At 55.5% G+C, this 15,626-nt stretch carries 12 protein-coding genes; all 12 read right to left on the bottom strand.

Going from position 1 to position 15,626, the window contains the following annotated elements:
- Nucleotides 1–217 precede the first annotated feature (217 nt).
- The 12 genes from PYH37_RS05305 to PYH37_RS05250 all read right to left on the bottom strand — a co-directional run bounded on the left by PYH37_RS05305 (nt 218) and on the right by PYH37_RS05250 (nt 15,623).
- Nucleotides 218–1,300 (bottom strand): glycosyltransferase family 4 protein, encoded by a 1,083-nt coding sequence (locus PYH37_RS05305; protein ID WP_280732375.1) that lies wholly within the window; start codon nt 1,298–1,300, stop codon nt 218–220.
- Between the two features lie 74 nt (nt 1,301–1,374).
- Nucleotides 1,375–2,574 carry a glycosyltransferase family 4 protein gene (locus PYH37_RS05300; protein ID WP_425336094.1) on the bottom strand — a complete coding sequence of 400 codons (1,200 nt, stop codon included), beginning with the start codon at nt 2,572–2,574 and terminating at the stop codon, nt 1,375–1,377.
- Nucleotides 2,575–2,882: 308 nt separating this feature from the next.
- Nucleotides 2,883–5,030: a polysaccharide biosynthesis protein gene (locus tag PYH37_RS05295; RefSeq protein ID WP_280732536.1), complete on the bottom strand. Its 2,148-nt coding sequence runs from the start codon at nt 5,028–5,030 to the stop codon at nt 2,883–2,885.
- A gap of 548 nt (nt 5,031–5,578) precedes the next feature.
- Nucleotides 5,579–5,938 carry a GtrA family protein gene (locus PYH37_RS05290; protein WP_280736686.1) on the bottom strand — a complete coding sequence of 120 codons (360 nt, stop codon included), beginning with the start codon at nt 5,936–5,938 and terminating at the stop codon, nt 5,579–5,581.
- Between the two features lie 204 nt (nt 5,939–6,142).
- Nucleotides 6,143–7,144 carry a UDP-glucuronic acid decarboxylase family protein gene (locus PYH37_RS05285; RefSeq protein WP_280732372.1) on the bottom strand — a complete coding sequence of 334 codons (1,002 nt, stop codon included), beginning with the start codon at nt 7,142–7,144 and terminating at the stop codon, nt 6,143–6,145.
- 104 nt (nt 7,145–7,248) lie between these two features.
- Nucleotides 7,249–8,388 carry an NAD-dependent epimerase/dehydratase family protein gene (locus tag PYH37_RS05280; protein ID WP_280732371.1) on the bottom strand — a complete coding sequence of 380 codons (1,140 nt, stop codon included), beginning with the start codon at nt 8,386–8,388 and terminating at the stop codon, nt 7,249–7,251.
- A gap of 35 nt (nt 8,389–8,423) precedes the next feature.
- Complete coding sequence (locus PYH37_RS05275) at nt 8,424–9,155, bottom strand: glycosyltransferase family 2 protein (RefSeq protein WP_280732370.1); 732 nt, start codon at nt 9,153–9,155, stop codon at nt 8,424–8,426.
- Between the two features lie 40 nt (nt 9,156–9,195).
- Nucleotides 9,196–10,824: a glycosyltransferase family 39 protein gene (locus PYH37_RS05270; RefSeq protein ID WP_280732369.1), complete on the bottom strand. Its 1,629-nt coding sequence runs from the start codon at nt 10,822–10,824 to the stop codon at nt 9,196–9,198.
- Between the two features lie 358 nt (nt 10,825–11,182).
- Nucleotides 11,183–12,088, bottom strand: coding sequence for a methionyl-tRNA formyltransferase (locus tag PYH37_RS05265; protein WP_280732535.1), 906 nt, complete (start codon nt 12,086–12,088; stop codon nt 11,183–11,185).
- A gap of 266 nt (nt 12,089–12,354) precedes the next feature.
- Entirely contained in the window at nt 12,355–13,425 is a 1,071-nt protein-coding gene (locus PYH37_RS05260; protein ID WP_280732368.1) for an O-antigen ligase family protein, read from the bottom strand.
- An 816-nt stretch (nt 13,426–14,241) separates the two neighbouring features.
- On the bottom strand, nt 14,242–14,646 hold the full coding sequence (locus PYH37_RS05255; RefSeq protein ID WP_280732367.1) for a GtrA family protein: 405 nt from the start codon (nt 14,644–14,646) through the stop codon (nt 14,242–14,244).
- Nucleotides 14,647–14,648: 2 nt separating this feature from the next.
- On the bottom strand, nt 14,649–15,623 hold the full coding sequence (locus PYH37_RS05250) for a glycosyltransferase family 2 protein (protein ID WP_280732534.1): 975 nt from the start codon (nt 15,621–15,623) through the stop codon (nt 14,649–14,651).
- Nucleotides 15,624–15,626 lie beyond the last annotated feature (3 nt).

Below are 15,626 nucleotides of genomic sequence, written 5' to 3'. Positions count from 1 at the left end.
CGCAAACATGATCCGCAGCCTACCGCCACCCGAGACCGCAAGAAAACGCAACTTTATACAAGGAAAAGCGAAGTATACTACTTTACTTAGAAATTATCAAACGCCATTCAACCTGGTTAAATAATTGAAACGTCGTCCAACAGTTCCTGCGCCATGCGCGGTTTACCGCTCAATTCCATGATTTTACAGTATGTTGGTTGCAAACAATGCTTGCTTTTTAAGCTGTTAAAAAAGCTGAATATTTCTTAGCGACGGCAGCGAGTGTGTACTCATTTTCGATGCGTTCTCGTGCCTTGCAGGCAAAGCGAGCATATTCCGTAGGCGTCAGGTCGAGAATTTGGCGGATGGCGTCGGCGAGAGCTTCGGGATTACGGGCGGGTACCGCAATGCCGGCATCTCCGGCAATGTCGGCGGCATCGCCGACATCCGTGGTGACGATCGGTTTGGCGTAACTCATGGCTTCCGCAATGACATTTGGAAATCCCTCCGTCCTCGAAGACAGAACCAACGTGTCGATACCTTGATAGAACTCGGCCATATCGGAGATTTCCCCTCTGAGTTCTACCACGTCTGCGGGAAGGCCCGCTCGTGCCATGAGCTCGACCACCGCGGGATTGTCGCGGGAGAGCCCATAGCCCGCAGCGGAAAAGATCGTTTGCGGATGGGTTTTGATGACCGCGGCCGCCGCCTTGAAGAATGTTCCATGATCCTTCTGCGGGTGAAAACGGCCGACAATACCGATCCGCCGGGCCGTCGCGGCCACAGGAGGCGATAGCTGCGGGAGCTCGAAGCCGTTCGGAATGACCACCATATTCCGATTTGCGTAACCGTATGCGCTGTGCAGGTTGAGAGCGCGCGTGCTGTTATAGATTATACCTGACGGCCGGGCCGATAGGAGCTTTGCCATCGCAATTGCGATGCGTGAACTGCGTGTAAGGGAAGCCGGATCATCCAAAGACTGGCGAACGTTCCAGAAAACACGGGTTTTCCGCTGGGCCATGCCGGCCGCCACCGTGCCGACGACCATCGCGTGGTACATCCAGCACAGGATTGCGTCGGGCCGCTCCTTGCGGATCAGTCGTGCGAGCCGCAGCGCCGCGCCTGGTAGCGAGGCGAGGGACGCGGCTTCCAACGGAACGTAGACCACGCGAGGGTTATTGGCGAGGTCGCGGTTCCGATCCGAAACGCCGATAAGCGAGGCGACGACGATGCGCTCGTCGGATGAAGTGCTCAGCAGGCGCGCGAGCATAGTCTCGGCCCCCGCGCTGGCGGTAAAATTGGTTATGACATGCATAATCATCCCGGCGGCCCTGCGGCTCCACGCTGCTCGTGGTTCATTGGGTGGCTGATCCGAGGCGCCATAAAGCTATCTGATCAGTCGGTTAACTGCAGACTATCAAGCAGCATCCCGTTGACTGCATGCACGTCAAATCTAGCCTCCGCGATCTTTCGCGACCGTTCGCCCATTTTTTCCGCCAGCTCCGGATGCTTGGCAAAGGTTGCCATCGCATCGGCAAGCGCTGCAGCATCCCGTGCCCTGACCGCCATCCCATTCTCTCCCGGGTGCACCGTATCGCGACAACCGGGCAGGTCCGTTGTAATCACTGGTCTTCCAGTGGCGAGTGCTTCGAGAATACTGCGCGGGATACCTTCGCGGTAGTAGGACGGCAGGACGAAAACGCTGCACGCTGCGAGATGAGGCCGCACGTCCTCAGTGGTTCCGAGGTAGTCCAATATTCCCTCGCGCACCCAGCCGTCGATTTCATCTCGTGAAATCGCCGTCGGGTTGCTGTCGAAATGGCCGAGCAGTTGAAACTTGGCATCGGGAAAAGACCGACGCAGTATGCGTGCGGCTTCCACATATTCAACGACGCCTTTGTCGCGGAGGAGCCGCGCGATCATCAGAAAAACTGGTCCGCCCCGAGGCGGTCTTGAAAATGTGAAGTGGTCGAGATCGACACCAGATCCGGGGATCATCGTCGGCGACTGATTATCCTGCAGCATGCGGTGGCGGCGAATGTCTTCGGCATCCGCCTCGTTGTAGACAAAGACGACCTTGGCACCGCGCAAGGCCAGGCGATACAGCCGGACGCATAGGTGACGGATGACCCATGCTTTGAACGAGTGGCCGGCAGCGTCCGAGAACACATGACCAAGGCCGGTGACCAGGAAACAACGCTCCTTCACCCCCAACAGCCTGGCTGCGATGCCGGCATAGATGATTGGTTTCATCGTATAGGGAAGAATCATGTCTGGCTTCAAACGCTTGAAATGTTTATGCAGCGACCACAGCGTGCGGATGTCATCGAGCGGATTGAGGCCGGTGCGTGCCATGGGAATGCGAACGAAGCGTACGCCGATCTGAGCCAGGGCCTGCTCGACCCGGGGATCGCGTTCGGGCGCGAAGGCAATGACCTCGTGTCCGGCTCCAGCCAATCGCTTCAGCAATTCGAGCCGAAAAATCGTGAGGGAAACTGTCAAGCTTGCGACCACAGCAATTACATGTTTGCGCTCATTCGGACATAGGACGCCGGACGGCTTTACCGAGCGGGCCTCAAAGTCTTCGGGTTCAATTCGGGAAGCCTGCCCTGCCGGATTCAAAATCACCTCCTGGATCGATCCGATCGTGAAGACACTCGCATTCGCCGTTCGCTCTTCACGTCCTAAAAGGCATTGCGCTATCGAGAGGTACAAAAGCTGTTGCTGTAATCTTCAGCTTCTCCATGATCTCGGACTCAGCGCGGTTCCGACTCCCGTACAGTGCGTCTTTTCAGACGCGTAAGGGTTGCAGCACTTTGAATCACGGCATGGTTCTTAAAATCGGTCCCGGTTCGAGGAACCATGCAAGTCCTGCGCAATCGGCCATTCCAAATTCCCGCGCTTCAACTTCCCGGCAAGCGGACGTCGGTGCGTTTGCTTTTGGCGTAGACGGTTTGTGTCGAGCCTGCCTTCACGCGGTCTTTGGGGCGACCCGGCGCTCTCTTGCTTGCATAGCGGGGCGTCGCGCTCGTGTCCCCATGTTGGTAGTGAGGAAGCAATTCACGCATGACCGAGACCAATGCACGTTCGTTGCCCCGCTCCGCGTAACGTTGCAGCCGGGCGAAAGCGTGCCTGAGTGTCGGCAAGGGAATCGGGTCCGGGACTGCGCCAAGAACGCCTGGTACAGGTGATGAAATGCGCTTATCCGTTTCGTCGAAGAGCTCTTCAAAGAGCTTCTCGCCCGGGCGGCAGCCTATGATCTTGATCTCGATATCCTTATCAGGCGCAAAGCCTGCCAAGCGGATCATACGGCGGGCGATGTCGATGATCTTGATTGGTTCGCCCATGTCGAGGACGAAGATCTCGCCTTGCCCGATCTGTTTCTCAAAGCCGTAAGCGGAGGCCTGCAATGTCAGTTCCACGGCCTCACGGATCGTCATGAAGAAGCGCGTCATGCATGGATCGGTGACGGTGAGCGGGCCGCCTCTCGCAAGCTGTCGCTCGAAGAGCGGAATCAGCGAGCCGCTTGATCCCAGCACATTCCCGAAACGAACCGTCATGAACCGTGGGCCCTTGCCTGTTTCGACGCCGTCCAGATCTAGCGCTTGGCAATAGAGTTCCGCCAGACGTTTTGTCGCTCCCATCACGCTCGTCGAGTTCACAACCTTGTCGGTCGAAATCTGAACCATGGCAAGTGTGCCGAATTTCTTTGCCGCGTTGGCGACGTTCATGGTGCCGACGACGTTGGTCAGCACGCCTTCGCACGGGTTCATCTGCACCATGGGCACATGCTTCAGCGCCGCCGCGTGAAAGACGAGCTCGGGCCGGTGGCGCTCAAAGATCTCTTCCACCCGCTGGCTACGCCGGACGCTGCAAAGATAGCTTGAGCGCGGGACCTCCGAAAAATTCTCGTTCAGGTTCATGTCGATGGCGTAGAGATTGTACTCAGTGTTGTCGATGAGCACGATCTCCGATGGTTCGCAGGCTGCGACCTGAGTGGTCAACTCGCTACCGATCGATCCGCCAGCACCGGTGACCAACACGCGCCTGCCGCGAACGAGTCGTGCTATCGCTTCCTTGTCGAGTGCCGCCTGCGGCCGTTCGAGGAGATCGGTCAGTTCGATAGAACGCAGTTCAAACGGGTTGTCGGACTTGGCACGTTTAAGCTCGGTCGGCTGCGACAGCCGTGAGACCGCGATCCCGAGCCTGTCCGCAGATCGCAGCAGTTCGTCCGACGCTTTCTCGCCAAAAGCCGCAGGTGCCTCCGTGAAGACCACGTGACGCGGCTGTTTGTTAGCCTGCTGCAATTCTCCGACGACACGCTCGAAATCCTCGATGCATCCGGCAATCGGCACGCCACGAAGACTCATGCCAAGCTGGTCAGAACTTCTGTCGAGGCAGGCGACCGGTATGTATGTGGAGTTGGGATCCCGAGCGAGAGCCCGCAGATAGAGGTCGGCAGCATCGCCAGCTCCGACAAGCAACAGCGGTATGCAATGATCGTCGTTCGCACCTTTGTTGCGTCCGCCCTTGAAAACAGGCCGCGCAAGTGGAATTTCCTCCGCGCGAAAGCTCAGTCTCGATGCGGCCAAGAAGGCAATCAACAGAAGCGATTGCAGCGGGACGACAGTTCTCGGGATTTCGCTCAGCCTGGTCGAGAAGAAGAGAAGCGAGACCAGCAGCAAGGAGGTGAGAAGAACCGCACGGAGTATAATGAACAGATCAGAAATGGAGCCATATCTCCAATTCCGGCTGTAGAGACCGGCTAATGGAAATACGAATGCACACACGGCGATATATTGAGCACCAGACCATAGCAACACAGACGTGACGGCGGGTCTTGCACTCAGCTCCGTGAGGCCATACCGAAGCAAAAACGCAACAGCAAGCGCAACTCCGGCGGAACCGAGATCGGCAAAATACAGCGCGGAGTACTTTTGCGCGCTACGAGCTGCCATTCGCAGGCGGCGAACGCCAATTTCGAAAGCGGTTCGGCAAACGCTCCAGATGAGTACAGCGGTTATCCTTCGTGCCTCCCCGCCGCGCGACATAGACGGCCAGATGAGGAAGTTGTCACGAATAGTCTTCGCGGCGGCGCGTATACGCAGCATGGCAGCCCCTCTAACTACTGCAAGCCTTCTCACGACGCGGCGATTGCAACTGCACCCAAGTCACTCGGATGACTAGGAATAGCTTCTCTGTTAGTTTGACTTGTCGACCGCGTCGAAAGGCTTGATAAATATAATTGAGCAAAAAAATAGGCGTTCGCGGCTTCGTAAGCCGCGGCGCAAAATTCCAATGGCATATTCAACTTCCGTAATAAAAAAGCACGTAATTAACCGGTTGTAAATGGTCTTCTGCGATTAGCCCAATTATAGTGTCCTACGAAAACAGTGTGCTTAAGGAATAGCCCCCTTCGCGGTGAGGTTGTGGCGGTGGTGGTCCTTGGTCGCGGTAACCGACGCAACTTGCTGATCGAGCAAGCGCTGATCCGATGCCCATTTCGGCGCCGTTCCATGCCATCGACACGGACACCATTATCTGGCGGCCGGCCATTGCTACAGTGCAGTCCGCAACAGGTCTGCCCCAGGCTTCACGGTCAAATGCGAAAGGTCAGAGTCCGGTTCAAGTAATAATTTATCGGGAAAATAGCGCCAAGCGTTGTGATCTGAGCGGCGAGATATGGAAGCACTGTCAAGAGACTGTTGAAGAGAACGGCATTCGCCGCAAGCGTGCAGAGCGCTAAAGCGACAAAGCGCGGTGCCGCAATGACGTGCTTCGACTTCGACCGGAATGTTAAACGATGTTGAAGGCTGTAGTTGACCATGACAGCGATCGCGAGTGCCACTGTCGATGCCAGCAAAGCGTTCATGCCGGCGAGTTCTATGAATATGGTGAGCAAGCAAACTTGCAGAAGCGCCGCGCAGCTTCCGACAAGAGCATACCTCAACAGGCGCATTTCGAGCGCCGCTCTCAGTGTCCTTGCAATATAGATTGGGGATGATCTCAGCATCTATGTCGAGCCAAATGAGTGGTAGAATGGCCGCATGAGAGCGGCCCGCCTGATAGCGAGCGGGTAACGTGGGTTGCGACCGAGATTCCGGCTCGCCCCGCCGACTGACCGCGGCGCTCGGAACTCCGTCGCCGCGGAAATGGGTACCTCCTAGGCACGAGTTGCCTCATAGAAAGTAGAGAGTTCCGTCTGGAAGTCTGAGCGCCCGAGGAGCTCGCTGAAATGGCTTATGGTTTTCGAGAGCCCCTCTTTCAGCCCAACTTTCGGTGACCACCCAAGCTGGTCTCGCGCCCGCGAGATGTCCGGGCGCCTCCTGCAGGGATCGTCCTGAGGTAGCGGTCGATACACGATCCGGGACCTGGAACCGGTGAGGTCGATGATCAATTCCGCCAGGTCGCGCATTGAAATTTCGTTCGGATTGCCAACGTTGAGTGGGCCTGTGACCTCGAATGGCGAATCCATCAAACGCAGAAGGGCATCGACCGTATCGCTGACATAGCAGAATGATCGCGTCTGGGAGCCGTCTCCAAAGACGGTTATGTCTGCATTGAGAAGTGCCTGGACGATAAAGCTGGAAACCACTCGCCCATCGCTCGGGTGGGTGCGGGGGCCGTAGGTATTAAAGATGCGCGCAACCTTGATTGCGACCTGATGCTGCCGCCTATAATCGAAGAACAGCGCTTCGGCGCACCGTTTGCCTTCATCGTAGCAGGAGCGAGGGCCAATCGGATTGACGTTTCCCCAATAATCCTCGGTCTGCGGGTGAACCGAGGGGTCACCGTACACTTCTGACGTCGAGGCCTGCAGGACGCTCACCTTCAGCCGCTTGGCGAGGCCGAGCATGTTTATCGCGCCCTGGACGCTAGTTCGCGTCGTTTTGACCGGGTCGAATTGGTAGTGCACGGGGGAAGCAGGGCAGGCAAGATTGAAGATCTTGTCCACCTCGACATAAAGCGGAATAGTCACGTCGTGCCGGAGCAACTCGAATCGCGGATTGGAAAAAAGCTGTTCGACATTGCCGCGAGAACCAGTGAAAAAATTGTCCACGCAAAGAACGTCGGCTCCGCTCTCGATCAGCCGCTCGCAGAGGTGTGACCCTATAAAGCCGCAGCCTCCGGCCACGAGCACGCGCTTGGTGAATTGACGCCCCATCGGACTCTCCTCGTCTTAAGCGAGCTGGAACGGAACGGTGGTCGCGGTTGGCGGACCGAAACCGGCTCTACGCGAATATTGGCCAAAGCCTTGCATAGCGAGGGTCATCGCGCTAACCCGCGTTTCGCGAGTTCGGCGGCCGCATGCTCGAACCGATCTTCCGCCTGCTGGTCTTCGGCCCAAGCGATGAGATCCTCGATACCGACTTCGAGCTCGACAGCAGGCTTGTAGCCGAGGTGCCGCCGAATTTTGTCTATGTCGGCGTAACAGTGCCGAACATCGCCCTCCCTGAACTTATTTTCTATTCGGGGAGCAACGTCCCGCCTCATCTTGCGAGCGAGAATGGTGGCGACGTCCTTGATCGACGTCGGTCGACCGGTGCCAACGTTGAACACCTGCCCATTGGCCTCGTCTTTCGCAAGGGCAAGGGTAATAGCCTGCACGATGTCTGTTACATGCACAAAATCTCGCGTTTGATTGCCGTCTTCGAAGACGACCGGGGCATGATTGTTGAGCAGACGTGAGGAAAATATTGCGGCCACCCCCGTATAGGGATTCCCCAGCGATTGGCGAGGGCCGTAAATATTGAAGAACCTAAGCGCGACGGCGGGAATGTCGTAAGCTCTCCCAACGACCAAGCACATTTCCTCCTGGTCTCTTTTGGTAATCGCATAGATCGATGTCGGCAGTACGGGCTTCAACTCATTGGTGGCTGTTGGCGATGCAGTTCGGTTGCAGATCGGGCATCGTACCTCCCAATCGCCGAGCTTCATTTGCCCTCCGTCGCGGAGCGTCGGCGTAACATCGCCGCAATTGCTGCACCGAGCCCCTCCCTCGCCGTAGATCGACATCGACGATGCAACCACAAGCTTTTTGACACTGTGCTTACGGGAGGCAAGCAACTCGAGCAGGACCGCCGTTCCGACGGTGTTGTGGTCGACATAGCGGTGAATTTCGTACATCGACTGACCGACCCCGACCTGTGCGGCCAAATGGATGACGGCATCCACATCCTTCAGCGCAGCGTCGAGTTGCGTGGGGCTTCGGGTATCACCATAGAGGATCTCGATGCCCTTGAGAGGCAACCCGTTTGGCTGCAACAGGGCTCCGAGATTGCTCTGCGACCCAGAGTGAACTTGCGGCTCGTAATTATCGAATATTCTCACCTCGTAGCCGGACTTGTGAAGGCTCTCACATAGAAAAGATCCTACAAATCCCGCGCCCCCTGTGACGAGTATCTTCATAATTAAATTCCTTGTTCCACGAAAAATGTGACATATCAGAATTCATACTTACCGCGATAGTTGTGCCATATTATTTTTAATACATCAAAGCCATATTGAACTGGCTTTAAATGTGATTTTTCATCAGCATACCTTGTTGGTATTGCGATCTCCTTGATCCGCAATTTGCGTTTCCCCGCCATCATGATCATCTCACCGTCGAAGTGAAATGTATCGCTGAGACGAACGAATGGAATAGTTTGAAGGCATTTACGGGAATACAACATATACCCGCTGTGATATTCACTCACGCGGAGGCCGTATGCGAGGTTTTCGACGGCCGTAAGTGCTTTATTGGCAATGTACTTATACAGCGGCATGCCGCCCTTTAGAGCGCCACGTTCGAGCATGCGTGAGCCGATTACGACGTCAGCCTCGTCTCTCTCCAGGGGAGTCAGCAACCGGGGCAGCAGTTCGGGCGCGTATTGCCCGTCGGCGTGCAGGAGTGCGGCGATTTCCGCCCCTTGCGCCAGGGCATAGGAGAAACCTGTTTTTTGCGCCTGTGCGTAGCCTCTATTTTGGGGATGATCGATTACCTCCACATTCGCTCGCGACTGAGCGATTTTCCGCGCAATATCGCCGGTCGCGTCGGAACTACCGTCATTCACGACGACGATGCGGACATCCTTTTCATAGATTTCCCTTGGGATTCTCTCGAACACGCTTTCAAGCGTCTGCGCTGCTTGATAAGCAGGAATAACGACGTAAATTCTCTTCTGAACTACCACGACGCGAACTCCCCTTGCCATTCTAGTGGTGCAAAGATTCCTACATGTCTTCATTCAATGTCGATGACGCGCTTCGCTGCAAAACCGGCACGTCGGTTACCTTGTTTGCTCCGCGATAAACCCGACCGTCGGGAAGCGTTGCTTCCTCGACGAGCGGAACCGAAAGAAGAAGAGCGTTCTCGCTGATCAGGTAGTCGCGCCAGTCCACGCCATAAATGAAGACGACGTAAGCATTTCCTTGCGCCAGACGGCGACGCATGGCGTTCACCTGATGTGCGAAGGGCACGGGAGAATCATCACGACCGGAGAGATGATTGAAGCGGGCGGGAATATACGCGGCGCTCCGTCCCAGCCGGAATTCAACAAGATCTGGCGCGTTCGAGTAGATCGCGGCTCCCGCCGGCAATTTTGCAGCCGCTGCAAGTACAGGCGAAGTAGACCATACCTTGTGCGCGTATCCTTGACCTGAGCTATGAGTGGATACGGTGAAAACTGCCGTTCGAACGAGGTTGGAGGCTCCTATCACAAGGGCCAAGGCCGCAAGCACTGTCCCGAGCTCGCGTCGTCGCATAAAACCAAGGTTTCCCGCTCCGAAGGGAGTGATTGCGGCCAGCACGAGGAAAACATACAGAGGTAGAAGAAAACGCCCGGTGAGGTTCAGTCGATACTGAATCATCACAGATACAACCAAGAATATGGCGTAGAACAACGAGAGAAGGCCAAAGACGACCGGCACAAGAACCTGTGGCTGTGCTCTCCTTACGGGCGACAGGCGCAGCCACGCGTGGGCGTAATTCACGGCGATGATAACGAAGGCGCCACTCACGAGGGCAAGAAACAAAATGCGAATGGCAGGCCCGAGCGCAGACGGCAAAAGCATTGTCGCTGCGGATACGATTGTCCGAAGCCAGTATTCCGTGTCGGGATCACCCCGAAATTCGAGCGACCGGCCCGTCGATTGCCCGGAGGTAAGTTCGCTTGCGATTAGCCATGACCCGAACACGATTGCGCAGCCACAGACCATCATCGCGCAATCGATCGTTCGTTTTGCAAGATTTCCGCCGCCAGCGAGGAGCCTTATGGTCGCCAAGGTAGGCAGAAGCGGTGCTGCAGCGAACCTTGTGAGCATTCCTAGGCCAATGACTGCTCCCACGAGTGCCAGGCCTGAGCCGCGGTTGTCCTGCACCGCCCGCAGGAACGCAAACGCGGCTGTGAGGACCAGCGCAATAAACAACGGCTCTGTCATTGCGATCGAATGATATTCCACGAAGACCGGATGACCGACGATCAGAACCGTTCCCAAGAAGGCCCAGATTGGGCTTAGCGTTCCCAGGGACAACAACCGCAGGATTAGAACTGCGTTGACGACGTAGAGAATCCAATTGAGCAACCAGGCCGCCGCGGTGAGCTCAATCTGAGCGAGCGTCGCCCCTTTCAGCAGCCAAGTATAAAGCGGAGCGAAGTGGCGCGCGCTTCCAATTTGCATGTAAGCCACTGAGTCAGGTAGGATTCCTATACCGATCGAGGTGGTTGTGAGAAACAGAATGGAGACAGCTAGAGAGAGAGCTGCGGCCGAGATGAGTTGCACCCTCGCATTAAAGGGAGCAAGCGCATTATTGGTCAGTCTCGCCGACCACTGTTGCGCCCTTTGTTGTCTTTGTCGCTCCATGCAGCCGTCGCTCCCATTCCTGGTGCGTTCGTCGGCTCCGGCGTTCTGACGGGGTTAGAATTCTTCCCACAAGGCTGGCTGCATCGCGCCGCGATCGGATAGCCTGATCGGAGCGAATAGCAACAATCCGTCGAAATCTTCGTTAAGCCCCCATCCTTAGGCGACGCCCTCGCGGACTTTATAAAAAGATCAGGTGCTTGGTCCGTTGTTCCCGTCCAAGTCAAAAAACAGCCGATAAAAGTCATTCATTATGCAGCACGGCTATAAATGCCGGCCGAGTGTTCGTTATCGCATAGGACAGTGATAATGTCGACTACCTAATATTCTTGAATGCCGTTCCTAACGCGCGAGTCAGGATCTACTTATGAAGCTTGCTGTGGATGGGGGGCCGTTTGTCAGAAGGTGAAGCCCAGGCCACTACCTCGATGCATTCGCCGTCCCCACAGAGAACGACAAAGCCGTGGTTGGTATGAGCCTGCACCTGGCCCGGCAAGCCGATGAATTGCGTTCCATTCTTCAGCTGCACGGCTGCATCGACGCGGATCTTCTCGCCATTGTGAAATGAAAACGCTCCAGGGTAGGGGGCGCCCACGGCACGAATGAGACGGAGCACCGAGGCGGCGGATGCGTTCCAGTCAATCAAGCCATCCTCCGGCGTCCGCTTTGCGCAATAGCTTGCCTTGTTCTGGTCCTGCGGTATTCGAGGGGCGTGACCCATTTCAACGAGCGCAACGGCCTCGACAACCATCTCAGCAAGGTTTGCAGTGTGTTTGGCGTAGAGGCTGCCCGCCGTTTCGTTCACGTCCAAGGGGAATAGCCGCTGAAGCAGAATGGGGCCAGAGTCGATGCCATCGTCCAACCAGAACAGCGTCGAGCCCGACGTATCCTCGCCCCGAATTATCGTCCAGGCGATAACACCACGACCGCGAAGACGCGGCAATGCTGCCGGATGGAAACCTACCGTGCCGTTACGCGCAATGTCTCGAAACGACCGCTGGCACACTTGTGACCATCCGACGACAAGTGTCAGATCGGGGTTGATCGATGCCATTGCTTCCAGCACCGCGGGAGCATTGATGTTGGTAGTATAATAGACTGCGCTCCCGGCCCCTCTGGCTAGCTCCGCTATCGCGGCAAAATCGGAATGGCGTCCCGCCGCCTCGGGGGGGAGGGTTATCACAAGGGCTGGAGTGCGCCCCGCATTTATGAGCGCTTCTAAAGCGATTTTGGAGCTCTCGACGGCGCCAACAAAAACAATACGCATGATTCCCGCACCAAAAAAACGAAATATACATCTGAAGTTGACCACGAGGGCGTTTAAGATTGACATCCTCATAGAGAAACATTTCCTGACCAGCCGCTACTACATGGTTACTTAAACCGGAACCGCTGTGAGGCTAAAGTGCCAAGGAGGTATTGGTATTGAAGCCCGATCAAGGCCGCCGTGTCTAGAGTGGAGCGGTCTCCATATCCGAGCCCCTTGCCGAAGGAGCTTACGAGCGTTGATCGAGATCTGGGCATCTCCCAATGTCACCTGACTTTGATAAGAACGCTCTTGGTCTCTTCCTGACGGTATTGGGACAGAGCGATTATCGTCGGCTGCATGGTCAACAGCAGGACTGTATACCAGTGACGTGAATATATGTGTGCGGTCGCGCTCGCCACCGTTACGAAAACGACGAAACAGACCAATACGGCGGCCCTGCCATGCGGTATCACGTTTCGCCGCCACGCCAACAGCCACACAATAATCCCCATCGACGACATAAGCATCCATCCGGCCAGCGAAAGTACGCCTCCTTCGACCCACAAGATGAGGAAGGTGTTGTGCACAGGAACTTCGTGAAAACTGGCCAATCTGAACTGGTCAGCACCAATTCCAAGCAGGGAAAACCCTCTGCTACCGATCATTTCCAAGGCTTCATAGTTCAACGCGGCGCGGTCGGTAAAGGTGCCGGCCTCCGTAATGTCGCCTTCAAGCACGGCGGCCAGAACTCGCTTATGGAAGGTGGCAGGCAAATAATTGGCGCCGCCAAGAAGAAAAAAAGCCACGGCAAGGACGATCGCCGGCACGATCCGCACAAGAAGTCCGGGTCGAAATGTTACAGCGAAGTAGATCAAGGTTCCCGTTGTGACCGCTATGAGACCTGTGTTGGAACTTGTGAGCACCAATGCGAGGATCATCGTGGAAAGAATACATAGAAAGGGGAGGAAGGAGATGCGACCGATTGTACGGAGCCAAAGCAGGATGACGATTGTCATCGCGTTCAGGCTGGCTGCCGCATTGGCTGCTCCCATTAGGGTTGCTAACCGAAGGGCACCAGTCACCACCTGTGATTCAGGTGAATAACCCACAGTATAGAATGTAACAATGCCGTGAATGTCCAAGGCCAGGACACCCAAGATAAATATTATGATAAGGCGATACGCTTCATTCTCATCGCGCTGCATAAGGGCGTGGGGAAGAAGTATGAAGCAAAAGAAATATTGCATTATAAGGATTACCCCGCGCGTGGCGTCTCCAATGAACAGGCTGCTTAAGTAAATACCACTAGAGATTAACAAGAAAGCAGATACCCAAAAAAACGCTACTACGCCCATTGGAAATCTGTGGAGATCTCCGCGTATAAGTAAGATTAGCAACAGCACGCAATATAAAGCATCACTTACAGTGAAGTAAATATCACCCCTCAAGTTAGGAAATGGCGAAAGAAATACCGCAAAGTACAAAATGTATCTCTGTATGCTAGCAGGTTCGATGAGGCGTTGTCGCTTTGACAAGCGGCGAACGGGCGAGATGCGGGGATTTTGCCTCATATTTGCGGGTCCCATGCGACGTCGGTCCCTTGTCTCTCAGCGATGTAAAAGGCGCCGGCGACCGTCAGTTCGACATGAGCAATGTTTGCGGCTCAGTCTGAGCATCCCAAGCGGTCCAGTCACCGAAGTGCTCGAGGGATTTGATCAATGCTTCCGACAGATAATCTATATGAAAAAATTTCAGTAATGAGAACGGTTAACAGTACTACATATTGGCGGTAAGCGTAAACGGAGATAATTGGGTTTTCGCTCAATTTGGCGGAGTGCCTCGGCACTTGGTATGTGGTTTTCCGCCATCGGGAATGGTTAATGGTTCAGAGAAGGTTCAGAATTGCCCTCTCTGATACGAACCGGCCAGAGCACGCCGGATCAAATGATGACCCAGTCCCTTTCGCCAGGCGGTGAAATAGAATTCGTCGAGAACGACATTTTGAGCCGGTCAGGATGCTTTTGCGGGCGGATTTGATTGATTAGTGCCGCGAAGATTCCGAATACACAAAGACCGAGCGCCAACTGAAAGGGCAATGATCGCCGAACTTTGCGACGGTCCCGCGCTTCCACCAGACATATCTGCCGGCTCACCACCGGGTGACAATAACTCTAAATGCGAAAGACCCACAGGCGGGCGACCAGATAGTTCCAGGCAAACACCACAGGTACGCTCAGGATCTTTGCCAAAGCCGGTGGGATCAAAGAAGCCAGAACGGCAACGAGGCAAGTTGAAATTAACAGGCCGGTGAGCGTGGACAGGACGAACTTCAGTGCTTGGACGTGGCTTCGTCCGGCACGGAAAGTCCAAGACCGATTGAGAAGATAGCTTACGAGAATACCGCAGGAATAAGAGAGAATATTGGCCGACACCGGTGCAGAACCGGCTGCAACGAGGGCGGTAAAAAGCGCGAAATCCAATGTCGTTGTGACCGCTCCGACCAGAGCGAAGCGCACGAGGGTCTCGACGTTTCTATCCCGGCCGGTGTGGTAGCGGGCGAGGAGATGGCGCATCATCGTCAGCCCAATTTCGATGGGGTGAAATCACGGCTGGGGTGGACATCGTCATTCAGGCTTATCTCGATAATCGGCGCTGGCCGGCGCTTGGATTGCATGAAGATCCGTCCGATGTATTCGCCGATAATCCCGAGGAAAATTGCATTCAATGTAATTGAGAGCAGGATCAGGATTGTGGTGGTCGCAAAGCCTGCCGGCCAGTCCCGACCGAAGATTAGTTTGCCAATGACATAGCCTATCAACAACAGAAAGGTCGCCGTTCCCATAATCAGGCTCGTCATCGACGCCATCCGCAGCGGTGTCAGCGAATGGTTCAGAATACCGTCCACGGCCAGTGAAAGCATGGCCTTGACTGGAAAGTTGCTCTTGCCGGCCACCCGCGCCTGGCGGTCGTATTCGAAACCGATTTGAGAAAAACCCATCGCACTGATCAGCCCGCGCAGATAGGGCGATGTGTCGTCGATCCGGCGCATTTCGTCGAGAATGCGCCGGTCCACCAGCCGGAATTCTCCTGCATTCAAAGGAAGGTCGTCCTCACTCAAGGCATTAATGAATCGGTAGAAGGTGCGTCTGATGAATGCGGTGAGCCAGTCATCCTTCAGCGAACGACGAATTCCATAGACGACCTGATGGCCCTGGCGCCAGAGCGCCAGCATTTGTGGAATGAGGTGTGGCGGATCCTGGAGATCGCAGTCGATCTGAACGGAGCAATCGCCGGTCGCCGCTTTATAGGCGACGAGAAGCGACCGCTGGTAACCTATGTTGCGGCTGAAACGAATGACGCGGACACGGCGATCCTCACGCGCGATCTCCTGGAGTATTTGGAAGGTGCGGTCCGTTGAATGATTGTCGGTGAAAATGATCTCGTAGCCATAGCCGGGCAGATCGCGAAATGTGTCAACAATTGCCGCATAGGCTCGCCGCACGTTTGCCTCTTCGTTAAACGCCGGCACTAGAATGGAAATCAATGGTTTCATGTC

The sequence above is a fragment of the Sinorhizobium numidicum genome, assembly GCF_029892045.1.
Lineage (GTDB): Bacteria > Pseudomonadota > Alphaproteobacteria > Rhizobiales > Rhizobiaceae > Sinorhizobium > Sinorhizobium numidicum.
This window is presented reverse-complemented; position numbering and strand designations above follow the sequence as displayed.